Genomic DNA, 25108 nt, shown 5'->3' on the forward strand with positions numbered 1-25108 from the left:
GGGGGACCCGATTATGAGTTCTGTATCGTTAAGCGAATCTCAGTTCGTCGGTAGCGATCGCCTGCTGGCGGGTATTGTGCTCAGCGTGCTGACGTTCTGGCTGTTTGCGCAATCGGTTATCAATGTTGTTCCGGCGATGAAAAGCAGCCTCGATATTTCACTGGAGACGCTAACCCTGGCGGTGAGTCTTAGCGCCTTATTCAGCGGCTGTTTTGTGGTGGCCAGCGGCGGGCTGGCGGATAAATTCGGCAGGGTGCGGATGACCTATCTCGGCCTGGCGCTGAGTATTATCGGTAGCGCATTTCTGGCGGCGTCGCAGGGGCCGGGGCTATTTATCACCGGCCGTATCCTGCAAGGGCTCTCGGCGGCCTGCATTATGCCGGCGACGCTGGCGCTGATTAAAACCTGGTATGAAGGCAAAGCGCGGCAGCGGGCGGTGAGTTTCTGGGTCATTGGTTCCTGGGGCGGCAGCGGGCTTTGCTCGTTTGTCGGCGGTGCGATTGCCACCGGTCTTGGCTGGCGGTGGATCTTCGTGTTCTCGATTGCAGTGGCGCTGCTGGCGTTGCTGCTGCTGCGCGGCACCCCGGAGAGCCGCAGCGCCAGCGCCGATCGGCATAAGCTGGATGTGGGCGGATTATTAAGCCTGATCGCGTCGCTGGTGCTGCTTAATCTGTTTATCAGCAAGGGTCATCAATGGGGCTGGAGTAGTGGTTTATCGCTGTCGATGCTGTGTGGCGCGGTGCTGGCGGCAGCAGTATTTATCCGCAGCGGCCTGCGTAAAGGTGAAGCGGCACTGATCGACTTCGCTTTATTTCGCAACCGAGCCTACGGCGCGGCGGTGCTATCGAACTTTATGCTCAACGGCGCTATCGGCACCATGATGATTACCAGCATCTGGCTGCAACAGGGGCATCATCTCAGTCCGCTGGAAACCGGCATGATGACGCTGGGCTATCTGGTGACGGTACTGGCGATGATCCGCGTCGGGGAAAAGCTGCTCCAGCGCTACGGCGCACGGCTGCCGATGATGACCGGGCCGGTCTTTACCGCCATCGGCATTTTGCTGATCTCCTGTACCTTCCTCGATAAGTCGCTCTATATCGGGACCGTCTTCTTCAGCAATATCCTGTTTGGCCTCGGGCTCGGTTGTTACGCCACGCCATCGACCGACACCGCCGTCGCCAATGCGCCGGAGAATAAAATTGGCGTCGCGTCAGGGGTGTATAAGATGGGAAGCTCGCTTGGCGGCGCGATGGGTATTGCCGTGACGGCGTCACTTTTTGCGCTATTCCTGCCGTTGGGGATGGCCAGCGCCGCGCAGTACGCGCTGTGGTTTAACGCCGCGCTGTGTTTAGGCTCAATGCTGGTCAGCGCGGCGATGCTGCCGCGCGTCGCTCATAGCTGATGCTTCTTCAGTAATGCGCGTAGCTGGTGGTAGGTAAGCCCCAGCAGCGCCGCCGCCTGCTTTTGATTGTACTTCGCCTGCTGCAGGCTTGACTGCAGCAGGCTTTTTTCTTGCTCCAGCTGAAAGGCGCGCAGGTCCAGTGGTAGTTTGGGAAGCGCAGATTCATCGCCTGGAGCAGGCGATGGGGCCGCGCGGCGAAATGGGTTGATAATGATATTATCCAGCTCGCTATCGCTGCTGCCGTGGCGGTAAACCGAACGTTCAACCACGTTTTTCAGCTCACGAATATTGCCCGGCCAGCGGTATGCGAGCAGCGTGTCGACGGCTCGCTCGCTAAAGCCGGGAAACAGAGGAAGCCCCAGTTCGCGGCACATCTGAATGGCAAACTGGTTGGCAAGCAGCATGATGTCGCTCTGGCGCTCACGCAATGGCGGTAGTTGCACGACGTCAAACGCCAGCCGGTCGAGCAGGTCGGCGCGAAAATGGCCTTCTTCCACCATTTTAGGTAAATCCGCGTTGGTGGCGCACACCAGCCGTACGTTAACCTGCAGCGGTTGACTGCCGCCGACGCGTTCCAGTTCGCCGTATTCAATTACCCGCAGCAATTTTTCCTGCACCAGCATCGGAGCGGTGGCCAGCTCATCGAGAAACAGCGTGCCGCCGTCGGCACGTTCAAAGCGCCCCGGATGCCGTTTGCTGGCGCCGGTAAAGGCGCCGGCTTCATGACCAAACAATTCGGAATCGAGAAGGTTTTCATTCAGCGCCGCGCAGTTGAGCGAAATAAACGGCCCCTGCCAGCGCGAAGAGAGAAAGTGCAGTCGGTTGGCAATGAGCTCTTTGCCGGTCCCGCGTTCCCCGATCACCAGCACCGGTTTATCCAGCGGCGCCAGCTGCGAGACCTGCTCGAGCACCTCCAGAAAGCTGTTGGCCTCGCCAAGCAGGTTATCCTTGTATTCCGTCATGATGAATTTCGCCATTAAGTAGTGTGATTCACCAACTCACTGTAGCAAGCAGGCGGCCATTCCTCAACTACCTTGTTTAAAATCAACAAGATAAAAAGTTGGCACGCCATTTGTATTAACTACTGCACAGGCCGCTGCCTGCTATCAGAACTATGAGGATTGAAATTATGGGTATTTTTTCTCGCTTTGCCGACATCGTGAACGCCAACATCAACTCCCTGCTGGAGAAAGCGGAGGATCCGCAGAAGCTGGTCCGCCTGATGATTCAGGAGATGGAAGACACGCTGGTTGAAGTGCGTTCGACCTCCGCCCGCGCGCTGGCGGAAAAGAAACAGCTGACCCGTCGTATCGAACAGGCGCAGGCGCAGCAGGTGGAATGGCAAGAAAAGGCCGAGCTGGCCCTGCGTAAAGAGAAAGAAGATCTGGCGCGTGCGGCGCTGATCGAAAAACAGAAGCTGACCGACCTTATCGGCAGCCTGGAGCACGAAGCGCAACTGGTGGATGAAACCCTGGCGCGGATGAAAAAAGAGATTGGCGAGCTGGAGAATAAGCTCAGCGAAACCCGCGCTCGTCAGCAGGCGCTGATGCTGCGTCATCAGGCTGCCAGCTCTTCGCGCGATGTCCGCCGCCAGCTGGATAGCGGTAAAATGGATGAAGCGATGGCGCGTTTTGAGTCGTTCGAACGCCGTATTGACCAAATGGAAGCCGAGGCGGAGAGCCATCGTTTTGGCAAACAACAATCGCTGGATCAGCAGTTTGCCGAACTGAAAGCGGATGATGAAATCAGCGAGCAACTGGCGGCGCTGAAAGCCAAAATGAATCAGAATAACCAGTAATGCATATTGCGCGGCGCGGTGTTGCGCCGCGGCTCACCACCTGTAAGGAGTACACATGAGCATGCTTTTTCTTGCCATCCCGCTCACGCTGTTTGTGCTGTTCGTGTTGCCGGTCTGGTTATGGCTGCACTACAACAATCGCTCGGCGGACGGGGCATTAACCCAGAATGAACAGCAGCGCCTGCTGCAGCTGACCGATGAGGCGAAACGGATGCGCGAGCGTATTCAGGCGCTGGAAGCGATCCTTGATGCGGAACATCCGAACTGGAGAGACAAATAATGGCCGGATTGGATTTTAATAAAAAGCTGTGGCGCATTCCGCAGCGCGGCATGGTGAAAGGGGTCTGCGCCGGTATCGCGCAGCACCTGGATGTGCCGGTGAAGCTGGTGCGTTTGATAACCGTACTGGCGATGATTTTTGGCCTGTTCTTTTTTGTGCTGGTGGCCTACATCATTCTGACTTTCGCGCTGGATCCGATACCGGATAGCGAACTGTACGGCGAGAAAGGACCGAGCAATGGCGATTTACTGGCCGCAGTGGATGCCGAACTGGCTTCCGGCGAACAGCGCCTGCGTGATATGGAGCGTTACATCACCTCCGATACCTTCACGCTGCGCAGCCGTTTTCGTCAACTGTAAAACTTTTTCCATATAACCCATGAGGCAACGCATGAATATGAAATGGCAACAGGCAGGGCAAAAAGTGAAACCGGGTCTTAAGATCGCCGGTAAACTAGTGCTGCTGACCGCGCTGCGGTACGGCCCGGCGGGCGTTGCCGGTTGGGCGGTGAAATCGGTGGCGCGTCGGCCGCTGAAAATGTTGCTGGCGGTAGCGCTTGAGCCGCTGCTCAGTCGGCTGGCCAATCGTTTTGCTCGTGGAATGAAATAATTCCTCAGGGGGAGGAATACCGGTGCGCTTTATATTGGCCCTGATTATCCCCATCTATTTAGCTTATCATTAAACGACATTCCTTCTGGGCATAACGGACTGGCGATGAAGCGACTCAAAACTGAATTCAATGCGCTGGTCAACCGCGGGGTTGACCGGCATTTACGTCTTGCCGTGACCGGGCTAAGCCGTAGCGGTAAAACGGCTTTTATCACCGCGATGGTTAATCAACTGCTGAATATCCACGCCGGGGCCCGGTTGCCGCTGCTGAGCGCGGCGCGCGAAGAACGTCTGTTGGGCGTGAAACGGGTTCCGCAGCGTGATTTCGGTATTCCGCGTTTTACCTATGATGAAGGCCTGGCACAGCTTTATGGCCAGCCCCCGGCCTGGCCGACGCCGACCCGTGGGGTGAGCGAAATTCGTCTCGCGCTGCGCTATCGCTCTAACGATTCTCTGCTACGTCATTTCAAAGACACTTCAACGCTGTATCTGGAAATCGTGGATTATCCGGGAGAATGGCTGCTCGACCTGCCGATGCTGGCGCAGGATTATTTAAGCTGGTCGCGGCAGATGACCGGGCTTTTACAGGGGCAGCGCGGGGAATGGTCTGCCCGCTGGCGACAGCTGTGCGATGGGCTCGATCCGCTGGCGCCCGCCGACGAAACCCGTCTGGCGGAGATCGCCGCCGCCTGGACCGATTATCTGCACGCCTGCAAGCGCGAGGGGTTGCACTTTATTCAGCCGGGGCGGTTTGTGCTTCCCGGCGACATGGCGGGCGCGCCGGCGCTGCAGTTCTTCCCCTGGCCGGATGTCGATGCGATTGGCGAAGCCAGACTGGCGCAGGCTGATAAACACACCAATGCCGGGATGCTGCGCGAGCGTTTCAAATACTACTGCGAGAAAGTGGTGAAAGGCTTTTATAAAGATCACTTCCTGCGCTTTGACCGCCAGATTGTACTGGTGGACTGTCTGCAGCCATTAAACAGCGGGCCGCAGGCGTTTAACGATATGCGCCTGGCGCTGACCCAGTTGATGCAAAGCTTCCATTACGGCCAGCGAACGCTGTTCCGCCGCCTGTTTTCACCGGTTATCGACAAGTTACTGTTTGCCGCCACCAAAGCCGATCACGTGACCGTCGATCAGCATGGCAACATGGTGTCGCTACTTCAGCAACTGATTCAGGACGCCTGGCAGAATGCCGCCTTTGAGGGCATCAGCATGGATTGTCTGGGGCTGGCGTCAATTCAGGCTACCCAGGGCGGGCTTATCGAGGTTGACGGCGAGAAGATCCCGGCGCTGCGCGGCGATCGTCTGAGCGATGGGCAGCCGCTCACCATTTTCCCGGGCGAGGTGCCGGCGCGGCTGCCGGGTCAGGCCTTCTGGGAACAGCAGGGCTTCCAGTTTGAGAACTTCCGCCCGAGAGCGATGGATGTCGATAAACCGCTGCCGCATATTCGCCTCGACGCGGCGCTGGAATTTTTGATTGGAGATAAATTGCGATGAGCGAGCCGATAAAACCGCGGATCGATTTCGATGGCCCTTTGGAAACGGAAAAGAGCCAGACCTTAAAATCGGCCCGCGCCTTTGACGCGGCCGATGCGCAAACCTTCTCTCCGATGCTGCCTGAAATGGTGGCTGAAGAGGAGGGGGCCGCCGAAGCGGTGGTGGAATCGGTACTGCGCCCGAAACGCAGCCTGTGGCGGCGGATGGTTAGCGCCGGGCTGGCGATTTTTGGCATTAGCGTGGTGGCGCAGGGCGTACAGTGGACGGCGACGGCCTGGCAGACCCAGGACTGGATTGCGCTCGGCGGCTGTGCGGCCGGGGCGTTGATTGTCGGCGCGGGCGTGGGCTCGGTGGCGACCGAATGGCGTCGCCTGTGGCGTTTGCGCCAGCGCGCGCACGAACGCGATGAAGCGCGGGATCTGATGCATAGCCACGCGGTGGGCAAAGGGCGCGCGTTCTGTGAGAAGCTGGCGCAGCAGGCCGGGCTCGATCAATCGCATCCGGCGCTGCAGCGCTGGTATGCGGCCATCCATGAAACGCAAAACGATCGCGAAGTGGTGAGCCTGTACGCGCAACTGGTACAGCCGGTGCTGGACGCGCAGGCGCGGCGGGAAATCAGCCGCTCGGCGGCGGAATCGACGCTGATGATCGCCGTCAGCCCGCTGGCGCTGGTCGATATGGCGTTTATCGCCTGGCGTAACCTGCGGCTGATTAACCGTATCGCCACCCTCTACGGTATTGAACTCGGCTATTATAGCCGCCTGCGTTTATTCCGCCTGGTGTTGTTGAATATCGCCTTTGCCGGCGCCAGCGAACTGGTGCGTGAAGTCGGAATGGACTGGATGTCGCAGGATCTGGCGGCCCGCTTGTCGGCGCGCGCCGCCCAGGGTATCGGTGCCGGCTTGTTGACCGCCCGTCTGGGGATTAAAGCGATGGAGCTGTGCCGTCCGCTGCCGTGGATCGCGGATGATAAACCGCGGCTCGGCGATTTCCGCCGCGAGCTGATCGGCCAGTTGAAAGAGACGCTGCAGAAAAGCAAAACCGGCGCGGAGAAATAACGCCGGCAAGCGTAAATGCCGGGTGGCGGCTGCGCCTTACCCGGCCTACGGTTCGTGCGGCCTGTCATTAATTTATTCACCGCGCTGGCTGAAACTGCCGGTGTTGGCGGCCTCACCCTCCCCGGTGGCGCTGCCGCTTACAAGGGCTACAGCGCTTTGCGATTTGGTAGCCCGGAGAAGGCGCAACGCGCCGCCCCCGGGAACCCCCCTGGCGACCAGAGCCCTCTGTGCGCTCTCTGTGCCATGAGAGCCATAACGCAGAAGAAATGCCCGCATAACTTTACGGCATAAAGCCCATTTTTCCGCCATACTGTCAATAATTGTTGACAGCTATCTTCACGTAAGCCCATATCTGTCCTATCATTCATCCGTCATTGGCCTTTTTAGGGTGAAAACTCCTATGCGTCTGGAAGTCTTTTGTCAGGACCGTCTTGGTCTGACCCGTGAATTACTCGATTTGCTGGTGCTGCGCGGTATTGACCTGCGCGGTATCGATATCGACCCGATTGGCCGAATCTACCTTAATTTCGCCGAGCTGGAGTTCGCTAGCTTCAGCAGTTTAATGGCGGAAATCCGCCGAATCTCCGGCGTAACCGATGTACGTACCGTGGCGTGGATGCCGTCAGAACGGGAACATCTGGCGCTGAGCGCGCTGCTGGTGGCAATGCCTGAACCGGTGCTGTCGCTGGATGCCAAAGGCAAAGTAGAGCTTGCCAACCCGGCCAGTTGCCAGCTGTTTGGTCAAACCCAGGCCCGCTTACGCAGCCATCCGGTGGCGCAACTCATTACTGATTTCAACCTGCAGCGCTGGCTGGAAGGCAATCCGCTGGAGTCGCATACCGAGCATGTGGTCGTTAATGGCCAAAACTTTATGCTGGAAGTAACGCCGGTGTATCTGGAAGGTGAACACGCCGAACGTGTGCTAACCGGCGCCGTGGTGATGTTGCGCTCCACCGTACGTATGGGGCGTCAACTGCAAACGCTAACGACCCAGGATACCAGCGCCTTTAGCCAGATCCTCGCCGTTGGGCCGAAAATGCGCCACGTCGTTGAACAGGCCCGCAAGCTGGCGATGCTTAGCGCCCCGTTGCTGATTGTCGGCGATACCGGTACCGGTAAAGATTTGCTGGCCCATGCCTGCCATCTGGCCAGCCCGCGCGCCAGCAAACCGTATCTGGCGCTGAACTGCGGTTCGATTCCGGAAAACGCGGTGGAGAGCGAGCTGTTCGGCGATGCGTCGCAGGGGAAAAAAGGTTTCTTTGAGCAGGCCAACGGCGGCTCTGTGCTGCTGGATGAGATCGGCGAAATGTCGCCGGGCATGCAAACGAAGCTGTTGCGCTTTCTCAACGATGGCACTTTCCGTCGCGTCGGTGAAGATCACGAAGTGCATGTCGATGTCCGCGTTATCTGCGCGACGCAAAAAAATCTCGTCGAACTGGTGCAGAAAGGGCTGTTCCGCGAAGATCTTTATTATCGTCTGAATGTGTTGACGCTGAACCTGCCGCCGCTGCGTGATTGTCCGCAGGACATCATGCCGCTCACCGAACTGTTCGTCGCGCGCTTTGCCGATGAGCAGGGCATCCCGCGGCCCAAACTCTCTGCCGACCTTAATACCGTGTTGACCCGCTATAGCTGGCCGGGCAACGTGCGTCAGTTGAAAAACGCAGTGTACCGGGCGTTAACCCAGCTTGATGGCTTCGAACTGCGCCCGCAGGATATCCTGCTGCCAGATCACGATGTGTCGTCGCTGCCGGTTGGCGAAGAGGCGATGGAAGGATCGCTCGACGATATTACCCGCCGCTTTGAGCGTTCGGTATTGACGCAGTTGTATCGCAGTTTCCCCAGCACGCGTAAATTAGCCAAACGTCTCGGCGTTTCGCATACCGCGATTGCTAACAAGCTGCGTGAGTACGGTCTGAGCCAGAAGAAAGGCGACGAGTAAGTCACAGGTTGCGGCCGGCTCGGCGCGGCCGCAATTATCTGCGTTTTTTTAGCGATATTTCTGTATATACTTATTTTATTATTCTTTTTTCCGGGAAGGTGACGGTTGGTGCTGCAACGGGATTGGCCTCAGTGGATGATATTACTGGTACTCTCCGCCGTGCTCTCCTTTGTGCTGTTCCGCTTTCATCTCCCTGCCGCGCCGCTGCTTGGCCCACTGATCGCCGGAATAATCCTCAGCCTTCGCGGCGCCACGATTCGTCTCCCTCGTCCCTTCTTTATCGCCGCTCAGGCTATCATCGGCTGCATGATCGCCCGTGCGCTCACGCCGTCTATTTTCGGCGTTCTGGCCGCCAACTGGGCGCTGGTGTTGATTATCCTCTTTTCCACGCTAGCCATCAGCGCGCTGACCGGCTGGCTGCTGGTGCGCTACAGTTCGCTACCCGGGGCAACCGGCGCGTGGGGAAGCTCGCCGGGCGGCGCATCGGCGATGGTGGTGATGGCGCAGGAGTATGGCGCCGATGTTCGGCTGGTGGCTCTGATGCAGTATCTGCGGGTGCTCTTTGTGGTCGGCGCGGCGGTGATGGTGGTGCGTTTGGCGCTTGGCGGCGAGGCGCAGGAGATGACCCAGCATATCGTCTGGTTCCCGCCACTGACTTTTAATCTACCCTTAACGCTGCTATTGACCGCGGTCGCCGGTTGGTTGGGGTTACGTTTACGCATCCCGTCCGGGGCAATGTTATTACCGATGCTGGCCGGCGCGTTGGCGCAGGGCGAGGGCGTGCTGTTGCTGGAGCTACCGGAATGGTTACTGGTGCTGGCGTATACCGCGCTCGGCTGGACGGTTGGCCTGCAGTTTAATCGCGAGATTTTTCTGCTGGCGTTGAAGACGCTACCGCAAATCATCGCCGCCATCGTTGGCTTGATCGCGCTATGCGCGCTGATGGCTTTAGCGTTAACGCACCTGCTGCCGCTGGATTTTCTCACCGCCTATCTGGCGACCAGCCCCGGCGGCCTGGATACGGTAGCGATAATCGCCGTCGGGACCCGGGCGGATATGTCTTTTATCATGGCGATGCAAACGCTGCGCCTGTTTACCATATTGCTCACCGGCCCGGCCACCGCGCGGTTGATTTCGCGCTATGCGCCGCGCAAAGAAAAAAGCCTCCGTTGAAGGAGGCTTGATAACAGAAGGAGGGCGATTACGCTTTCAGCGCAGCCAGCGCCGCATCGTAATCCGGCTCTTCGGTGATTTCGTTAACCAGTTGGCTGTAAACCACCTGGTCGTTTTCATCGATAACGACGACTGCACGTGCTGCCAGACCAGCCAGCGGGCCTGCGGAGATAGCAACGCCATAATCTGCCAGGAACTGCGGCGCGCGCAGGGTGGACAGGGTGACCACATTGCTCAGGCCTTCTGCGCCGCAGAAACGGGACTGCGCGAACGGCAGGTCAGCGGAGATGCACAGCACCACGGTGTTGTTCAGCTCAGAAGCCAGTTGGTTGAATTTGCGAACCGATGCCGCGCAGACGCCGGTATCGATGCTTGGGAAAATATTCAGTACTTTACGTTTACCAGCGTATTGGCTCAGCGTGACGTCAGAGAGATCTTTGGCGACCAGCGTAAACGGCTGCGCCTTCGCGCCAGCCTGCGGAATGGAGCCCTGAACGGACACTGGGTTACCCTGGAAATGTACGGTTTGCGACATGGTTATCTTCCTGTTTACATATAGTTAACGTCGTAGTTAGTGTATGACATCAGCCAGCAACACGGCAAACTCTATTTAACATTTACCTAAGAGGCCCAGGGAATGCGCAACCTTCGAGTTTTTGAAGAATCATGGCCGCTACACACGCCGTTTGTTATTTCTCGCGGCAGCCGCAGCGAGGCCAAAGTTGTCGTAGTGGAAATAGAAGAGGATGGGGTAAAAGGAGCCGGGGAATGTACGCCTTATCCGCGCTACGGTGAGAGCATCGCCTCGGTGATGGCGCAGATTATGGCAATCGGCGAGCAGCTTGAGCGCGGCGCTACCCGCGAGCAGGTGCAACAGCTACTGCCGGCAGGAGCCGCGCGCAACGCCGTCGACTGTGCGCTGTGGGATCTGGAGGCGCGCCGCGCAGGGAAAACGTTGCCGCAGCTGCTTGGCGTCAATCTGCCGCGCGAAGTAGTGACGGCGCAAACCGTGGTAATCGGCACGCCGGAACAGATGGCGGCCAGCGCCGCCGCGCTGTGGGAGAAAGGCGCGCGGCTGCTGAAGGTCAAGCTCGACGATCATTTGATTAGCGAGCGGCTGGTTGCTATTCGCGACGCGGTGCCGCAGGCGACCTTGATCGTGGATGCTAACGAAGCGTGGCGTGGCGAGGGTCTGGCGGCGCGCTGCCAGCTGCTGGCCGATCTTGGCGTGGCGATGCTGGAGCAGCCGTTGCCGGCCGGCGCGGATGAGGCGTTGGAAAACTTTATTCATCCGCTGCCGATCTGCGCCGATGAGAGCTGTCATACGCGGGAAAGCCTGCCGGCGCTGGCGGGCCGCTACGAAATGGTCAACATTAAGTTGGATAAAACCGGTGGTTTGACCGAGGCATTGCTATTGGCGCAGGAGGCTGAGCGGCTGGGCTATACGCGGATGCTGGGCTGTATGCTCTGCACTTCACGGGCTATTTCCGCCGCGCTGCCGCTGGCGCCGTTAGCCCGTTTCGCGGACCTTGATGGACCGACCTGGCTGGCGGTGGATGTCGAGCCGGCGCTGCAGTTCAGCACCGGCCTGCTTCATCTGTGAGTGTGCCAGTGCAGTAAATCGGTCATCGCCGCGAGGTACTTTTCTGTGGCCTCGTCGGCGGAGACCGGTGGGAATTCGGCGGTAATGCACGGCAGGCCGATATCGGCGCACCAGCTGCCGAAAGAGCCTGGCGTTTCGTAACCAACGCTGCCCACCAGCGGTAAATTAAAAGCCCCGGCGAGCCATTGTCCAAGCTCGCTGTGGCCGGGGTCTTCAATGCAGGCTAGCGGATCGTGGAAGGAGACCACCCACGCCGGGTGGATCTGGTGGATCAGCTGGCACAGCGCCTGGGTTTCGGGTTCCGAACCTGGCTCTTCACCGGTCAGCAGCACTACATCGCGCTCTTCCGCGGCGCTATTCCAGCGATACACCGTTTCTCCCGCCTTCCAGTTAGCGGCCGGAAAGTTACGGTTGAGATCGATGCCGCGGGCGTTGGCGCGTAGCCCTAACTGACAGCCATCGGGATTGACTGTGAGAACGACGTGGTGGCGACGCAGCTCCGGTTTTAGCGTGCGCAACGCGCAGGATAGGGTGACGATCGACGAGTTTTCGTCGCCGTGCGTGCCGGCGATAATCAGACCGCTGCGGCTATCGGCCAGCGGAGCGGGGAACCACAGCAGCGGCGCGCCGAGATGCGACTGGCCGTAGCGTTGCGTGCCTGGCGGGAAAGCGCCGCGCAAGGGGCGAGGGCGTGAAACGGGCATAGGGTATCCTGTCATCAGGTTATTGTTAGCAGTGTTGTAGAAAAGCGCCCCGGAATCAAATAGTTTCCATGGCTGGCGAAAAAACTCGTCATGTCAATTTTCTATCATAAGCCGTTTGCAATTTCAGCTGGGGAAACAAATAATTATCGCTCTGCCAGCACTGGTTTGTTCATTTAAAAGGGGATCTCATGAAGTATCCTGTCACATTGACATGCGGCGCGCTGTGGTTAGCCAGCGTTTCTTCTCTTACCTGGGCGGCTGACGTGCCTCCGGGAACCGTATTAGCTGAAAAACAGCAGCTGGTACGCCATATCAAAGACGAGCCCGCTTCATTAGATCCCGCTAAAGCCGTCGGCCTGCCGGAAATTCAGGTTATCCGCGATCTGTTCGAAGGGCTGGTGAACCAGGATGCGAAGGGCAATATTATTCCTGGCGTGGCAACCCGCTGGCAGAGCAACGATAACCGCGTCTGGACCTTTACCCTGCGCGATAATGCGCGCTGGTCCGACGGCACTCCGGTGACGGCGCAGGATTTCGTCTATAGCTGGCAGCGGCTGGTCGATCCGAAAACCACCTCGCCATTTGCCTGGTTTGCCGCCTTAGCGGGTATCAGTAATGCGCAAAATATTATTGATGGTAAAGCGGCGCCAGACACCCTCGGGGTGACGGCGGTAGATGCCCACACGCTGCGCGTGCAGTTGGATAAACCGCTGCCGTGGTTCAGCAACCTGACCGCCAGCTTTGCGTTCTACCCGGTGCAGAAGGCTAACGTTGAAAGCGGCGCTAACTGGACGCGCCCGGGCAGCCTTATCGGCAACGGCGCCTATGTGCTGAAAGACCGGGTGGTGAATGAGAAACTGGTCGTCGTGCCGAATACACAGTACTGGGATAACGCCAAAACGGTGATTAAGCAGGTGACTTTCGTGCCGATTAACCAGGAATCCTCGGCGACCAAACGCTATCTGGCGGGGGATATTGATATCACCGAATCCTTCCCGAAAAATATGTATCAGAAGCTGCTGAAGGATATTCCCGGACAGGTCTACACGCCGCCGCAGTTAGGTACCTATTATTACGCCTTCAATACCCAGAAAGGGCCAACCGCCGATGAGCGCGTGCGCCTGGCGTTAAGCATGACTATCGACCGGCGGATTATGGCGGAGAAGATCCTCGGCACCGGCGAGAAACCGGCCTGGCGATTCACGCCAGATGTCACCGCAGGCTTTACCCCGCAGCCTTCGCAGTTTGAAAGTATGAGCCAGGCCGAGCTTAATGCCCAGGCTAAAGCGCTGCTATCGGCGGCAGGATATGGCCCGGACCGTCCGCTGAAGCTGACGCTGCTGTACAACACGTCGGAAAATCACCAAAAGATCGCCATCGCCGTGGCGTCAATGTGGAAGAAAAACCTCGGTGTCGACGTGAAACTGCAAAACCAGGAGTGGAAGACCTACATCGATAGTCGTAATACCGGTAATTTCGACGTTATCCGCGCGTCGTGGGTAGGGGACTACAACGAGCCGTCGACCTTCCTGTCGCTACTCACTTCTACTCATAGCGGTAATATCTCGCGGTTTAACGATCCGGCATACGATAAGATCCTCGCTCAGGCGGCGCAGGAAACCTCGGAAAAAGCGCGTAACGATGATTACAATGCGGCAGAGAAAATCATCATGGCCAAAGCGCCTATTGCGCCGATTTATCAGTATACCAATGGCCGCCTGATCAAGCCGTGGTTAAAAGGATACCCGATCACCAATCCGGAAGACGTGGCCTACAGCCGCACGATGTATATTGTGAAGCATTAATCGGTATTGGTTTCCTGATACCACAAGGTAACCACGTATAAACCCAGAGCTGGCGCGGCTTGCAGCGCCAGTTTCTCCTTCTGACCATCTCCCGCCGCAGATGAAAACATCACTTTTCTGACTCATAGTTATCCTGCCGTATTCGGTGGGATAACAAATCAATAAATATGTCACTAAAACTACGGCTTTCTGGTGCTGGCGCGAACTTGTAACGCTGAAGGTAATTCAATGAATTTATCCGTTGAATTACCCGCCAGGAGCTCCAGCAATGTCTGTCCTGCGAGGGTTCCCGTTTCACTCCAGGGAAATTCGACGGCAGTCAGCGCCGGTGAACAAACGGCGGCAAGAGTCCCCCCGCTCAGGCTTGCCAGTGCCAGAGAGTCGGGCACTTTTTGCCCCGCGCCATGGCAGGCCATAATGCAACCGCAGGCGATTTCATCGGATGTGCAAATCAGCGCATCCAGTTCGGGCCAGGTGATACGAATATCGCCGAGCAGGTTCAGGCCGGTCGTAATACCTGCCGCCAGGTGAGAGGTCACCACGCGATGCGGAGAGTGGTTAACGGAGAGCATCGCGCTGTTCCAGCCGCTCAGGACCTGGCGAAACATAATGTTATTGGAAGCCGTGCAAAGCAGGCCGATATTTTTATATCCGGCTTGTACAAGTGAGGTGACCAACTTTTTGATGGCTGCAGCATAGTCAACACCAATGCTAACCCAGCTCGCATCGCGATTGATGGCGCCAATCTCAACCACCGGCACGCCGGTATTACTTATCATTTGCGAACAACTGCTGATGTTATCAATATTGAATTGAACAATCGCAGCCGGGTTGTAAGCGAGCATTTGCGCAAAAGCTTTTTCTTCACTCTGTCCACCCTGGCCGGATTCGATAAACATCATGCTATAGCCCTGGGTCGCGAGCACAGTCTGCAGTGATTCGGAGACGGCAAGAAAGCCTGGGGAGGAAAAAGAGGGAACCACGCCCATCACCAGGCTAGAGTCAGCGGAGGCAAGGTTGCGGGCCTGCAGATTTGGCACATAACCCAGTTCGCTTACCGCTGCTTCAATGCGTGTGCGCAGTTCAGGATTCACTTTTTCAGGCATCCGTAACGCGCGAGACACGGTCATTGTGCTAACGCCAACCAGTTTTGCTACTTCAGCGAGCGTAATTTTACCGGTATTTTTTCTGCGTTTTTCTCTCGCGCCATCGTCCGCTTCTAACGTCTGCACTGATTTCCTCCTTTCGCCTGACTGGGCAGCCATTGTAAATGATATTTAGCGCTTTGCGCATTGCCCAACAGCAAAGTAATGATAAGTATGGTTTATCAAGTTAGCGGTAACAATAATTTTAACATAGTTACTATGTTAGCGCTAACTTTGCGAGGGAGATCACGGTAAGCCGTAAAGGCATTCCACTATAGTAGGCGCACCTTCAACGCCATCGGGGTATTTATGATTACGACCTGGCTACCCACGGAAAATATCCAGATTGTAGATTCAATTAGTGACTGGAAACAGGCAATTACATTATCGGCCCAACCGTTATTGGCGAAAGAGGCGATTACTGAAAATTATATTCAGGCCATTTTTAACAGCCACCAAAAACTTGGTCCTTATTATGTTTTAGCGCCTGGTCTGGCGATGCCACATGCTCGCCCGGAGCAAGGGGCTATTAAAAACGGGCTATCGCTATTACATATTAAAAAAGGCGTTTCTTTTGATTCGGAAGATAATGACCCTATTTACGTCGTGATTATGCTGTGTGCGCTTTCGGGAGATGAACACATCAATATGATTACAGCACTGGCGGACATTTTTAGCGATGATGAACGACTCTCAGCACTGCTGAAAGCATCATCAATGAAAACAATTCAAGCCGTTATCAATGGATAATGAGGTAGAGATGAAAAAGATTCTGATTGTTTGCGGTAACGGTTTAGGTAGTAGCTTTATCGTTGAAATGAACGTAAAAAAAATCATTACAGAGTTAAATAAAGAAGCAGAGGTTTCCCATACCGATCTGACTTCAGCAAAAAGCGAAACTGCCGATATTATTCTTAGCGCCAGGGATATAGCTGAACATCTGTCCAGCCATTCTGCACAGGTTTTTGGTTTATCTAACCTGCTGGATAACAATAAAATCAAAGAAATTCTTTCCGAGAATCTCTGATTAATTATTTGCGGCCTTACGGAGTCATTCTATGCTGCAGTTTATTATTCATGATGTGTTGGGCACACCAGCAATACTGGTCGGTCTGTTCTCCCTGATCGGCTTATTATTGCAGAAAAAAGCAGTTTCCGACGTTATTTCCGGAACCCTCAAAACCATTATGGGGTTTGTGATATTAACATCCGGGGCGGCGATTGTCGCCACGACGTTAACGACGTTTAGCCAGCTGTTTGAGCACTCCTTCCATATTCAGGGGGTTGTACCCAATACTGACGCCATGGCGGCGCTGGCGCAGAAAAACTACGGTACTGCGACAGCCATGATCATGGTGCTGGGGATGTTGTTTAACATCGTCCTTGCCCGTATTACGCCGCTGAAATACATCTTCCTGACCGGCCACCACACGCTGTATATGTCGGCGATGCTGGCTGTCATTCTTTCTGTCGGCGGTCTGTCGCCGTTCTGGGTGGTACTGGTGGGGGCGGTAATCCTCGGTATCATGATGGTGGTCTCTCCGGCTATTCTGCAGCCATTTACCCGCAAAATTACAGGCACTGATGACCTGGCGCTGGGCCACTTTGGTTCAACCGGGTATCTGCTATCGGCGCTGGTGGGGAAGGCGATCGGTAAAGGCAGCCCGTCGATTGAAGAGCTAAAGGTGCCGAAAACGCTGAACTTCCTGCGTGACTCCTCGGTGGCCATCTCGCTGACGATGATGATTCTGTTCCTGATTCTGGTACTGGTCGCAGGTAAAGAGTTTGTTGAGACCAGCATCAGTGGTGGCCAGAACTTTATTATCTTCGCCATTATCCAATCGCTGACCTTCGCGGCAGGCGTGTGGATCATCCTTGCGGGTGTTCGCATGATTATTGCCGAAATTGTTCCGGCCTTTAAAGGCATCGCCGACAAGCTGGTGAAAGACGCGAAACCGGCGCTCGACTGTCCAACCGTTTTTCCGTTCGCCCCGAACGCGGTGATCGTCGGCTTCCTGTCAAGTTTTGCCGCTGGTCTGGTGAGTATGTTCCTGTGTCCGCTGCTTGGCCTGAGCGTCATTGTTCCCGGCCTGGTGCCGCACTTTTTCTGCGGCGCGACGGCGGGCGTTTACGGCAACATCTGCGGCGGTCGTCGCGGCGCGGTGGTGGGGGCATTCGCCCACGGTCTGTTGATTTCTTTTTTGCCCGCGATTTTGCTGCCCCTGATGGGCGACCTTGGCTTTGCATCCACCACCTTTGGCGATGCGGACTTTGGCGTTGTTGGCATCATTCTTGGGCATGTCGTGTCACTGTTTAACTAACTAATTTTAAAGAGGTGAGGTATGGCAGCTAAATTTTCGCCCTCGTTAATGTGTATGGATTTAACGCAATTCAGAGAGCAAATTACGGCAATGAACGGTCGGGCTGATTTTTATCACGTCGATATTATGGACGGTAACTATGTGAAGAATATTACGCTATCACCGTTTTTTATCGAAAACCTGAAAAAAATTACCGATGTGCCGATCGACGTACATCTAATGGTGAATCACCCGGAAGATATAATTCCAATGTGTATTGATGCCGGGGCCGATATTATCAGCTTCCACCCTGAGACGGCGAATAACAAAATATTCCGTCTGTTGAACCAGATTAAAGACGCTGGTCGTCGCTGCGGCGTGGTGTTGAACCCAGCGACTCCGGCGGAAGCTATTAAAGAGTATGCGCATCTGCTGGATAAAGTGACCGTCATGTCGGTTGACCCAGGTTACGCAGGCCAGAAGTTTATCCCGGAGTCACTCAATAAAATTAAACAACTGATCGCGATGCGCGAAGCGCATGGGTACCACTATCTGACCGAAATTGACGGCTCCTGTAACGAGAAAACTTTTAATGTTATCTCCCAATCGGGCGTTGACGTCTTTATTGTGGGAACCTCGGGCCTGTTCTCCCTGGCGGATAATGTCAGCGATGCATGGGATAAAATGGTCGATATCTATCAACGCGAAATCGCTGCCTGAAAATTGCAGCGCGCTCAGCCGTATTGAGCCATTGTGCGGTGCAAAGAGTCTATTTAACCGGTCTGTCTCTTTGCCTTCGCGTTAGATTTATATGGTTGAGAGCGCTGTAACCCTTTTTATATCTGGAGTTCGCTTGCGACGCCTCTTCGTACGCTTGTGGATGCTATCTATTATGCTGTCCGGCCCCGACGGGTTTGGCAGACTACGTGGTGGCAGAAGCTGGTATCGCTGATTACTGATGATTATTTATATTAACGAAGGTAACTTATGGATATTTCGAGTGTACTGAACGTAAAAAATATCAAATTGAACATGATGGCTAAGAGTAAAGAAGAAGCAATTGAAGAATTAGCTGACTTATTAGTACGTGATGGAGCGGTTATTAATAAAGATATTTTTTTGAAAGATGTTTGGTTACGTGAAGAACAGGGCTCCACTGGATTCGAAAATCATATAGCGATCCCGCATGGTAAATCCTCAGGCGTAGCCCGTACGGCATTGGCCATTGGACGAACCCAATATCATATCCCCTGGGAAACGATGGATGATAGTGACGTTCGTTGTATTATTTTATTTGCTGTATGCCTGGTGGATCAAAATACCACCCACATCCGATTATTATCCCAGGTTTCAGGTTCACTTGCCGATGAAGAGATAGTAGAAAAATTGCTGATGGAAGATTCCCCTCAAAAAATTATTGATCTTTTAAATGCTGAAGGTACCAGCGCTTAAATTAATTGTCAGATCTGCCATAGTATCTAAAAAACCATTCTGGAGAATAGTTATGAATATTGTTGGAATTACAGCCTGCACTGTAGGTATTGCACACACCTATATTGCGCAAAAGAAAATTGAAATAGCTGCAAAAAAGGCCGGTCACAATGTCAAAATCGAAACGCAAGGCACTATAGGTATTGAGAATGCCTTGACCGCTGAAGAAATTGCACAAGCCGACATTGTTCTGTTAGCCGCCGATGTTAAAGTTTCCGGTGAAGAAAGGTTTGCCGGAAAGAAAGTCGTCAAAGTACCAACGGAAATGGCAGTTAAATCACCAAATAAGCTTATTGAAAAGCTTGGTGAATTAGTCAATTCATAACCCCTACCTATGCGTATCCTATATAAAATAAAGGGCGTAATTTATGAATATAAAAGAAATATGGAAAGCAGCAAACCCTAAAGGTCATCTGCTGACTGCCATCTCATTCTTGATTCCGATTGTCTGTGGCGCTGGGTTTATTATTGCCATCGGTATGGGTTTTGGCGGGACAGTTCAGGACACTTTAGTATCGGGTCAATTTGATCTGTGGCAGGCTTTCGCTACCATGGGAGCTAAGGCGCTCGGACTATTACCCGTCGTTATTGCTATCGGAATTTCCGGTTCGATCGCAGGTAAGCCCGGTATTGCCCCTGGTTTTGTTGTCGGTCTGGCCGCTAATGCTATTGGTGCGGGTTTTATCGGGGGAATGATCGGCGGCTACATTTCCGGGTATATTGCTCTTGCTATCATTAAAAATGTGAAGGTTCCTGGCTGGGCTCGGGGTTTAATGCCGACATTGATTGTGCCATTTTTTGCATCCATTTTCAGTGCTCTGCTCATGGTCTATATCATCGGCACGCCTATTGGTATTTTTACCGATGCACTCACATCGTTCCTGAGAAGTATGGGAACTTCATCTAATTTAGTGTTAGGTGCTGTTATTGGGGCGTTGTGTATCGTTGACTTTGGTGGGCCGATCAATAAAACGTGCTTTGCATTCGTCTTAACCCTCCAGGCACAGGGTATAAATGAGCCAGTTACGGCCCTTCAGTTAGTCAACACGGCAACACCTATCGGTTTTGGGCTTGCATTTTTTATCGCTAAGCTGCTTCGCAAAAATATCTATAATAACGAAGAAATCGAAATGTTGAAGTCAGCGGTTCCTATGGGGGTAGTGAATATTGTTGAAGGATCTATCCCTATAGTGATGAATGATATCGTTCGCGGTATTGCAGCAGCGGCAATCGGCGGTGCTTGTGGTGGTGCAATCACCATGGTGTATGGTGCGGATGCAACTGTACCTTTTGGCGGGGTATTAATGCTCCCAACAATGTCAAATCCCATGGCAGGTATTATGGCATTGATAGTTAATATATTAGTAACAGCAACCATTTATGCTGTCATCAAAAAAGATGTTCCTCGCGATGTTGTTATCAATAACGATCAAGAAGAGGAAGATATCAACTTCGATGATATTAAGATTAGTTAGATATATGCATAATGGCATGCCGTAACATGATGTGCGTTCACAATGTAATGTGATAATAGAATGTTATTATTATCGCGACATATATTATTTCTGCATTCTGTTCTAATCGCCACGAGTAAAAAATGGGTCGCCATGGTGGCCCATTTTTTACAGGCATGTTATCAGAGTTACTTAAAAAGACTATCTAATAATCAATTACGGCCCTGACGATTAACGTTGGGTGAAGAGCATGAGGGTAAATAGCAGCAATATTTTGTGGTTCAGTCTTAATCGTCGTTTCCATATCCGGCATTAATTCAATACGTTCGCCGCTCTGTAGCGTTGCGCCAATCAAACATGCCTGTATTTATGAATTCAATGCATAGGTCAAATCAGAAATGACAGACTAATCATGCTGGCATTCCGGTCCTAAAATGATGTTTTCACATGACGGGAGCCTTTTCATGGAATACACAGTTTTAAGTAACAACCTCAACATGCCGATGGTCGGTTTTGGCGTGTTTAAGGTTACCGATAAAGAAGAGTGTAAGCAGTCGGTATTAAGCGCTATTCGTACCGGTTATCGCCTGATTGATACCGCTGCCGTCTATGGCAATGAAGACGCCGTGGGCGAGGCGGTTCGTGAAGCTATCGCCGAAGGGCTGTGTACCCGTGAGGAATTATTTATTACCTCAAAACTGTGGGTTCAGGACATGGCCAACGGCGATATGGCCAAAGCCGGTATCGAGGCGTCACTGAAAAAATCGGGCCTGGATTACTTCGATCTCTATTTATTGCATCAGGCCATGGGCGATTATTTCAGCGCCTGGCGCGCGTTGGAACAGGCTTATGAAGCTGGTAAATTGAAAGCCATTGGCGTGTCCAACTTCTATGCGCATGTCTTGGCCAACTTTTGCGAAACCGTCAGAATTAAACCTATGGTCAATCAAGTCGAACTGCATCCTTACTTTGCGCAACCCGCAGCGCTGGAAACCATGAAGCATTATAACGTTCAGCCTGAAGCCTGGGCGCCGTTAGGCGGTGGCAGATATAAACCTTATGAAAATGCAATGCTTCAGGGGATTGCCGCCGCTCATCAAAAAACCATTGCTCAGGTTGTCCTGCGCTGGAACGTGCAGCGCGGTGTCACGGTGATTCCTAAATCCACTCGGCAGGAACGGATTGCAGAGAACTTTGCAATCTGGGATTTCTCACTGACTGACAGCGAAATGGCGCAAATCAGCGCACTGGATTTAGGCTATGTGGGTGAAGCGGTGAAACACTTTAATCCTGAATTTGTTCGCGGTTGTCTGGGGGTTAAAAAGCAGTAGAAAAGTCATAATGAGACGGTGGGGGAACCCACCGTCCTGATATAAACATTGCCAATCCACAGATCTTCGCTTTCATCTTACCGGGTTAACCTGCGCCAGGTTGACTATAAAAGATGTTCATCAAACTAATCAGCACGTAACTCGCCAGCCTCCCAGCTATAAACATCATCGCCAATTAATGAGTCGCCCAGTTCCTGATAATCGAAATGGTAAAACTCGGCGCTGACGTCATAACCGGAGTAGTCTACTGCAGCAAGACCTACAAATGCCCCGGTAAAGAAACCGCCATAGCTCTGCAGGACATAGTCATCAGAAAGAACAGCGGCATCTAATATCACCGGGATTTCAATAAACGCGATGCCGTCAAAACTATACTCATAGCTATAGGTCTGCTTCCTGACTTTCGTCCGTAACCATACGTATTCGACGTTTTCAGGAACCTTAATCGCATTATCTTTCAAATATGAAGTATATTTTCCACGGTTGTTTTCGGCGACCTCAATGACTCTACCGTTAATTTCATTCCAGGTGATAAAAGCAAAACTCCAGTGGCGATCGTTGTAGTAATTTGTTAACCCGGCCATTTGTTGGTAACTAAAGGGATTAAAGACTACTTTAACTTCAGCATTAAAGTAAAAGGCTTGCCAGCGGCGGGCAATCAACGACAGGTCATGGGTGTTCGCTAATGACCCCTGGCCGATTAAGGTTAGCTTTCCGTTGCCTGTGCTACCCATTTTTTCGCTAAAAGGTACCCGAAGGGTATTCCAGTTGAGATTGAGCGCTGGCGTTGTAAATTCATCATGTTGGCTGTTGTCTTTCGTGCTTTCGGTATAAATGGCGTCTTTTGGTCCCTCGACAAACGTTCTACCGCCGTGACCGCCTTCCACTCGTGGCCAGCCATCGTCATCCCAGTACACCTTTTGGATAGCCGTTTCCCGGCCAAGCGTGGACCAACCGCGTGGATCATAAATTGACTCACCAGGGCGATTCCATGGACGAGCGCACAGCGAAGCATAATACCACTCGCCTTCGGGCGTCGAAACCAAAGCCCCGTGTCCTTGTTTCTGGATATAGCTGTCAGGAGTATCAACGTTAGTTAAAAATACCTCCCCAGGCTCAGTTTCAAAGCTATCGGCGTTTAATGTCGTGGAACGCGCCACCACCTCCTGATGAGTAAATACCGTTCCCCCCTGAGCGGCAAAGAGATAGTAATAGCCGTGCAGTTTATAGAGATGCGGCCCCTCAACGAGCGCCACTGCGGTACCGCGATAAATGGTTCTTGCTGTTTCGGGCATCAGTTTTAGCGTTTTAGTATCGAGTTCAGTCAAGGTAATGCCGTCAAAAGGATGATTGTACTCTCGATGGTCCCACGTTTGCTGCACGATATATTTACGGCCATCATCATCATGAAAAAGTGAAGCATCAAAACCTACGCCATTAAGTTTGACCGGCGAACTCCACGGGCCGCGAATATCAGTTGCGGTGGTCAGGTAGTTTGTCATGTCTTTAAAGGCACCCTCGGTGACTTTCACATCGGTATACACTAACCAGAATTTGCCATCCGCATAAGAGAGCGCCGGAGCCCAGATGCCGCCTGAAGACGGATTGCCTTTCATATCTAAAAGAGTAGTGGTCGACAATGGTGACGGCAGCAGATTCCAGTGCTGCAAATCCTTTGACTCATGCAAACGGACGCCGGGAAACCATTCAAACGTCGAGTTGGCTATATAGTAGGTGTCCTCAACACGGATAATGCTGGGGTCGGCATTAAAGCCACGCAAAATAGGGTTTTGGATAAGAGACATATCATTATACCTTTATAAATTTAATCGTATTGGTTTTACACCCGAATCTCATCAAGTTGGCGGTTAATGTCGCTGACGTGTTTGTCTGAGATAGGATAAATTTGCATGATGATCATCGAGACAATCGCTAAGGCGATGGGGATCCAGACCGCTGTCATCATGATCCCGTCGATAGCGCTCGCGCTTTGTTGCGCGCCGGTTTCATTAAAACCATAGACGGCCAGCAACCACAGAGGAATAGCGCCCCCGATGGTAAAGCCAATCTTGAAAAAGAGTCCCATAATCGCGTTGATGATTGCCGCATTTCGCTTACCAGACTTTAATTCGCCATAGGCAATCACTTCAGGTACCAGTGCCCACATAAATCCGGTGGCTGAGGTTAAGCCCCACTGTTTAATAAATGTGGCGATATAAGCAAGCCACAGCGCATCGTGCATACCTTCCCGTGACCAGACATACGTTAATAACTCACCGACAATAAACATCCCCAGGAAAATGTGGAAGAAGCCTTTCTTACCAAAAATTTTCTTAAGTTTTGGCCAAAAAATAGGGAACGCAATACCCGGTATTGAGGCGACCAGACCGACGGCGCCCATCCACTCAGAGTGACCAACCACATACTGATTGAAAAAGCCATTTACCGTGTTCATAAAGAACATAAAGGTAAAGGCCAGCATGAAAAATAGTCCAAGAATGACAAGAGGACGGTTATTTTTGAGCTCAAGGAACAGATCGGTTGTTTTGACATTCGCCGTCTGTTCTGCGGTTGCAACGACGCGTTCTTTGGTGAATTTATAACAAATAAAAAGTGCCACCGCGCCTAATAACATATAAACGGAGTAGACGCCAAACCAGGCGTAATTCGCTGATGGGTCGGTATAGTTACCAAGGTTGAGTTCAATGCCAAAAAAACCAGTATCCTTGAGGCTACGATCTTTTGGTGAAGCCATTTGTACGAACATCGGAAACAGGGTATAGACCAAAAGGTTGGCGCTATTAGCCAGCATCATTCGCGTACTGGTTAATTTATCAATGGATTCGGGATCTCTGGTTAGCGAGGCATTAAGAGAACCGTAAGGAATATTGACCAGGGAATAGACTAAATCCAGCGCTAAATAGATGATAAAAGCAAACGGTACGGAGCCTCTGACGCCCGGAATGGGGGCAAAAAGCAAAGCGGAAAGGATCACTAGCGGCACTCCGGCTCTTAATAGCCAGGGACGATATTTCCCTGCCGCGGAGGTCCTTTTGTCCACATAGGTTCCAACCATCGGATCCCAAAAAACATTGATGATTCGGACAAAAAGAAAAATGAACCCCGCAGTGGCTGTACTGATCGTATTTACCGTCAACATATGTAGAGCAAGAAAGCCGCCGATCGTGCCGAAAACCAGGTTTTGCGCAAAATCGCCCATACCGTAGCCAATACGTTCCCCGCGAGTTAATTTATGATATTCATCATTGCGATTTTGCATTATGTTTTTACTCATTCTGAGCAGACTCCGGTTTGTTGTGTGAATGTGAAACACTTTCTGACACAAAAGATCGCGAAGAATCTATTACGTTTTTAAATTAATTAATTATGTTTTTTTACTTCTGTGATCCTCAAAGCAAAGGCCGTTTGGCATTATCTCTGTACTCTATATGGATTTTATGATGTTGAATATATGAAAGTGATATTTGCGAGATGGCTCACATTTGA

At 52.9% G+C, this 25108-nt stretch carries 25 protein-coding genes and 1 pseudogene; 19 read left to right on the top strand and 7 right to left on the bottom strand.

Annotated elements, in window-relative coordinates:
* Positions 1 to 13: 13 nt before the first annotated feature.
* Complete coding sequence (locus KGA69_RS16545; protein ID WP_213292476.1) at positions 14 to 1405, top strand: MFS transporter; 1392 nt, start codon at positions 14 to 16, stop codon at positions 1403 to 1405.
* Here the strand turns inward: KGA69_RS16545 and pspF are convergent.
* Positions 1396 to 2382, bottom strand: a complete 987-nt coding sequence (gene pspF, locus KGA69_RS16550; protein ID WP_213292477.1) for a phage shock protein operon transcriptional activator — start codon at positions 2380 to 2382, stop codon at positions 1396 to 1398. The genes KGA69_RS16545 and pspF overlap by 10 nt on opposite strands.
* A gap of 152 nt (positions 2383 to 2534) precedes the next feature.
* Here pspF and pspA point away from each other — a divergent pair, with 152 nt between their 5' ends.
* The 8 genes from pspA to KGA69_RS16590 all read left to right on the top strand — a co-directional run bounded on the left by pspA (position 2535) and on the right by KGA69_RS16590 (position 9768).
* Entirely contained in the window at positions 2535 to 3203 is a 669-nt protein-coding gene (gene pspA / locus KGA69_RS16555) for a phage shock protein PspA (protein WP_015366272.1), read from the top strand.
* 55 nt (positions 3204 to 3258) lie between these two features.
* Positions 3259 to 3483, top strand: coding sequence for an envelope stress response membrane protein PspB (gene pspB / locus KGA69_RS16560; protein ID WP_045393114.1), 225 nt, complete (start codon positions 3259 to 3261; stop codon positions 3481 to 3483).
* Positions 3483 to 3842: an envelope stress response membrane protein PspC gene (gene pspC / locus KGA69_RS16565; protein ID WP_015366274.1), complete on the top strand. Its 360-nt coding sequence runs from the start codon at positions 3483 to 3485 to the stop codon at positions 3840 to 3842. The genes pspB and pspC overlap by 1 nt, the downstream gene beginning before the upstream one ends.
* Positions 3843 to 3873: 31 nt before the next feature.
* The gene (gene pspD / locus KGA69_RS16570) at positions 3874 to 4092 is read left to right on the top strand and encodes a phage shock protein PspD (protein ID WP_015366275.1); all 219 of its coding nucleotides are present in this window, start codon (positions 3874 to 3876) and stop codon (positions 4090 to 4092) included.
* Positions 4093 to 4197: 105 nt separating this feature from the next.
* The gene (locus KGA69_RS16575; protein WP_213292478.1) at positions 4198 to 5595 is read left to right on the top strand and encodes a YcjX family GTP-binding protein; all 1398 of its coding nucleotides are present in this window, start codon (positions 4198 to 4200) and stop codon (positions 5593 to 5595) included.
* Positions 5592 to 6653, top strand: coding sequence for a TIGR01620 family protein (locus tag KGA69_RS16580; protein WP_047067032.1), 1062 nt, complete (start codon positions 5592 to 5594; stop codon positions 6651 to 6653). The genes KGA69_RS16575 and KGA69_RS16580 overlap by 4 nt, the downstream gene beginning before the upstream one ends.
* A 400-nt stretch (positions 6654 to 7053) precedes the next feature.
* Positions 7054 to 8595: a transcriptional regulator TyrR gene (gene tyrR / locus KGA69_RS16585; RefSeq protein ID WP_045393099.1), complete on the top strand. Its 1542-nt coding sequence runs from the start codon at positions 7054 to 7056 to the stop codon at positions 8593 to 8595.
* A 135-nt stretch (positions 8596 to 8730) separates the two neighbouring features.
* Positions 8731 to 9768: an AbrB family transcriptional regulator gene (locus tag KGA69_RS16590; RefSeq protein WP_045393096.1), complete on the top strand. Its 1038-nt coding sequence runs from the start codon at positions 8731 to 8733 to the stop codon at positions 9766 to 9768.
* A 28-nt stretch (positions 9769 to 9796) separates the two neighbouring features.
* Here the strand turns inward: KGA69_RS16590 and tpx are convergent, their stop codons facing one another.
* Entirely contained in the window at positions 9797 to 10303 is a 507-nt protein-coding gene (gene tpx / locus KGA69_RS16595; RefSeq protein WP_015366280.1) for a thiol peroxidase, read from the bottom strand.
* Between the two features lie 102 nt (positions 10304 to 10405).
* On the opposite strand from tpx, the gene ycjG reads away from it, so the two are divergent.
* The gene (ycjG, locus tag KGA69_RS16600) at positions 10406 to 11371 is read left to right on the top strand and encodes an L-Ala-D/L-Glu epimerase (RefSeq protein ID WP_045393093.1); all 966 of its coding nucleotides are present in this window, start codon (positions 10406 to 10408) and stop codon (positions 11369 to 11371) included.
* Here the strand turns inward: ycjG and mpaA are convergent.
* Positions 11362 to 12075, bottom strand: a complete 714-nt coding sequence (mpaA, locus tag KGA69_RS16605; RefSeq protein WP_045393090.1) for a murein tripeptide amidase MpaA — start codon at positions 12073 to 12075, stop codon at positions 11362 to 11364. The genes ycjG and mpaA overlap by 10 nt on opposite strands.
* Positions 12076 to 12263: 188 nt before the next feature.
* Here mpaA and KGA69_RS16610 point away from each other — a divergent pair, with 188 nt between their 5' ends.
* A complete protein-coding gene (locus KGA69_RS16610) occupies positions 12264 to 13880 on the top strand; it encodes a peptide ABC transporter substrate-binding protein (RefSeq protein WP_049059486.1) in 1617 nt (538 codons plus the stop codon).
* Positions 13881 to 14059: 179 nt separating this feature from the next.
* On the opposite strand, the gene KGA69_RS16615 is transcribed toward KGA69_RS16610, so the two are convergent.
* Complete coding sequence (locus tag KGA69_RS16615; protein WP_080941126.1) at positions 14060 to 15112, bottom strand: LacI family DNA-binding transcriptional regulator; 1053 nt, start codon at positions 15110 to 15112, stop codon at positions 14060 to 14062.
* A 222-nt stretch (positions 15113 to 15334) separates the two neighbouring features.
* Here KGA69_RS16615 and KGA69_RS16620 point away from each other — a divergent pair, with 222 nt between their 5' ends.
* From KGA69_RS16620 to KGA69_RS16650, 7 genes are all read left to right on the top strand, one after another.
* Positions 15335 to 15775 (top strand): PTS sugar transporter subunit IIA, encoded by a 441-nt coding sequence (locus KGA69_RS16620; RefSeq protein WP_045393081.1) that lies wholly within the window; start codon positions 15335 to 15337, stop codon positions 15773 to 15775.
* A gap of 10 nt (positions 15776 to 15785) precedes the next feature.
* Positions 15786 to 16052, top strand: coding sequence for a PTS sugar transporter subunit IIB (locus tag KGA69_RS16625; RefSeq protein ID WP_045393078.1), 267 nt, complete (start codon positions 15786 to 15788; stop codon positions 16050 to 16052).
* A 31-nt stretch (positions 16053 to 16083) separates the two neighbouring features.
* Positions 16084 to 17346: a PTS ascorbate transporter subunit IIC gene (locus KGA69_RS16630; protein WP_015366288.1), complete on the top strand. Its 1263-nt coding sequence runs from the start codon at positions 16084 to 16086 to the stop codon at positions 17344 to 17346.
* 21 nt (positions 17347 to 17367) lie between these two features.
* A complete protein-coding gene (gene alsE, locus KGA69_RS16635; protein WP_047067025.1) occupies positions 17368 to 18045 on the top strand; it encodes a D-allulose 6-phosphate 3-epimerase in 678 nt (225 codons plus the stop codon).
* 267 nt (positions 18046 to 18312) lie between these two features.
* The gene (locus KGA69_RS16640) at positions 18313 to 18777 is read left to right on the top strand and encodes a PTS sugar transporter subunit IIA (protein WP_213292479.1); all 465 of its coding nucleotides are present in this window, start codon (positions 18313 to 18315) and stop codon (positions 18775 to 18777) included.
* A gap of 52 nt (positions 18778 to 18829) precedes the next feature.
* A complete protein-coding gene (locus KGA69_RS16645; protein WP_001028229.1) occupies positions 18830 to 19141 on the top strand; it encodes a PTS fructose transporter subunit IIB in 312 nt (103 codons plus the stop codon).
* A gap of 43 nt (positions 19142 to 19184) precedes the next feature.
* Complete coding sequence (locus KGA69_RS16650; protein WP_015366291.1) at positions 19185 to 20291, top strand: PTS fructose transporter subunit IIC; 1107 nt, start codon at positions 19185 to 19187, stop codon at positions 20289 to 20291.
* A 184-nt stretch (positions 20292 to 20475) separates the two neighbouring features.
* Here KGA69_RS16650 and KGA69_RS24160 read toward each other — a convergent pair.
* Positions 20476 to 20625 (bottom strand): annotated as a pseudogene (locus KGA69_RS24160) (LysR family transcriptional regulator); the annotation flags it as partial.
* A 109-nt stretch (positions 20626 to 20734) separates the two neighbouring features.
* Here KGA69_RS24160 and KGA69_RS16655 point away from each other — a divergent pair.
* Positions 20735 to 21601 carry an aldo/keto reductase gene (locus tag KGA69_RS16655; protein WP_213293144.1) on the top strand — a complete coding sequence of 289 codons (867 nt, stop codon included), beginning with the start codon at positions 20735 to 20737 and terminating at the stop codon, positions 21599 to 21601.
* A gap of 125 nt (positions 21602 to 21726) precedes the next feature.
* Here the strand turns inward: KGA69_RS16655 and KGA69_RS16660 are convergent, their stop codons facing one another.
* Together KGA69_RS16660 and KGA69_RS16665 are read right to left on the bottom strand one after the other, a co-directional pair.
* On the bottom strand, positions 21727 to 23406 hold the full coding sequence (locus KGA69_RS16660) for a glycoside hydrolase family 43 protein (protein ID WP_045393066.1): 1680 nt from the start codon (positions 23404 to 23406) through the stop codon (positions 21727 to 21729).
* A gap of 35 nt (positions 23407 to 23441) precedes the next feature.
* A complete protein-coding gene (locus KGA69_RS16665) occupies positions 23442 to 24881 on the bottom strand; it encodes an MFS transporter (RefSeq protein ID WP_161801886.1) in 1440 nt (479 codons plus the stop codon).
* Positions 24882 to 25108 lie beyond the last annotated feature (227 nt).

The organism is Klebsiella sp. A52 (assembly GCF_018388785.1).
GTDB classification, from domain to species: Bacteria; Pseudomonadota; Gammaproteobacteria; order Enterobacterales; family Enterobacteriaceae; genus Klebsiella; species Klebsiella aerogenes.

Excerpts from the sequence above, each read along its gene's own strand:
- tpx (WP_015366280.1), bottom strand. The coding sequence starts at position 10,303 with ATGTCGCAAACCGTACATTTCCAGGGTAACCCAGTGTCCGTTCAGGGC.
- KGA69_RS16660 (WP_045393066.1), bottom strand. The coding sequence starts at position 23,406 with ATGTCTCTTATCCAAAACCCTATTTTGCGTGGCTTTAATGCCGACCCC.
- KGA69_RS16640 (WP_213292479.1), top strand. The coding sequence starts at position 18,313 with ATGGATATTTCGAGTGTACTGAACGTAAAAAATATCAAATTGAACATG.
- KGA69_RS16655 (WP_213293144.1), top strand. The coding sequence starts at position 20,735 with ATGGAATACACAGTTTTAAGTAACAACCTCAACATGCCGATGGTCGGT.
- pspC (WP_015366274.1), top strand. The coding sequence starts at position 3,483 with ATGGCCGGATTGGATTTTAATAAAAAGCTGTGGCGCATTCCGCAGCGC.
- pspA (WP_015366272.1), top strand. The coding sequence starts at position 2,535 with ATGGGTATTTTTTCTCGCTTTGCCGACATCGTGAACGCCAACATCAAC.
- KGA69_RS16610 (WP_049059486.1), top strand. The coding sequence starts at position 12,264 with ATGAAGTATCCTGTCACATTGACATGCGGCGCGCTGTGGTTAGCCAGC.
- pspD (WP_015366275.1), top strand. The coding sequence starts at position 3,874 with ATGAATATGAAATGGCAACAGGCAGGGCAAAAAGTGAAACCGGGTCTT.
- KGA69_RS16620 (WP_045393081.1), top strand. The coding sequence starts at position 15,335 with ATGATTACGACCTGGCTACCCACGGAAAATATCCAGATTGTAGATTCA.
- KGA69_RS16630 (WP_015366288.1), top strand. The coding sequence starts at position 16,084 with ATGCTGCAGTTTATTATTCATGATGTGTTGGGCACACCAGCAATACTG.
- KGA69_RS16625 (WP_045393078.1), top strand. The coding sequence starts at position 15,786 with ATGAAAAAGATTCTGATTGTTTGCGGTAACGGTTTAGGTAGTAGCTTT.
- KGA69_RS16575 (WP_213292478.1), top strand. The coding sequence starts at position 4,198 with ATGAAGCGACTCAAAACTGAATTCAATGCGCTGGTCAACCGCGGGGTT.
- KGA69_RS16665 (WP_161801886.1), bottom strand. The coding sequence starts at position 24,881 with ATGCAAAATCGCAATGATGAATATCATAAATTAACTCGCGGGGAACGT.
- KGA69_RS16650 (WP_015366291.1), top strand. The coding sequence starts at position 19,185 with ATGAATATAAAAGAAATATGGAAAGCAGCAAACCCTAAAGGTCATCTG.
- KGA69_RS16590 (WP_045393096.1), top strand. The coding sequence starts at position 8,731 with ATGATATTACTGGTACTCTCCGCCGTGCTCTCCTTTGTGCTGTTCCGC.
- pspF (WP_213292477.1), bottom strand. The coding sequence starts at position 2,382 with ATGGCGAAATTCATCATGACGGAATACAAGGATAACCTGCTTGGCGAG.
- KGA69_RS16545 (WP_213292476.1), top strand. The coding sequence starts at position 14 with ATGAGTTCTGTATCGTTAAGCGAATCTCAGTTCGTCGGTAGCGATCGC.
- tyrR (WP_045393099.1), top strand. The coding sequence starts at position 7,054 with ATGCGTCTGGAAGTCTTTTGTCAGGACCGTCTTGGTCTGACCCGTGAA.
- ycjG (WP_045393093.1), top strand. The coding sequence starts at position 10,406 with ATGCGCAACCTTCGAGTTTTTGAAGAATCATGGCCGCTACACACGCCG.
- mpaA (WP_045393090.1), bottom strand. The coding sequence starts at position 12,075 with ATGCCCGTTTCACGCCCTCGCCCCTTGCGCGGCGCTTTCCCGCCAGGC.
- KGA69_RS16645 (WP_001028229.1), top strand. The coding sequence starts at position 18,830 with ATGAATATTGTTGGAATTACAGCCTGCACTGTAGGTATTGCACACACC.
- alsE (WP_047067025.1), top strand. The coding sequence starts at position 17,368 with ATGGCAGCTAAATTTTCGCCCTCGTTAATGTGTATGGATTTAACGCAA.
- KGA69_RS16580 (WP_047067032.1), top strand. The coding sequence starts at position 5,592 with ATGAGCGAGCCGATAAAACCGCGGATCGATTTCGATGGCCCTTTGGAA.
- pspB (WP_045393114.1), top strand. The coding sequence starts at position 3,259 with ATGAGCATGCTTTTTCTTGCCATCCCGCTCACGCTGTTTGTGCTGTTC.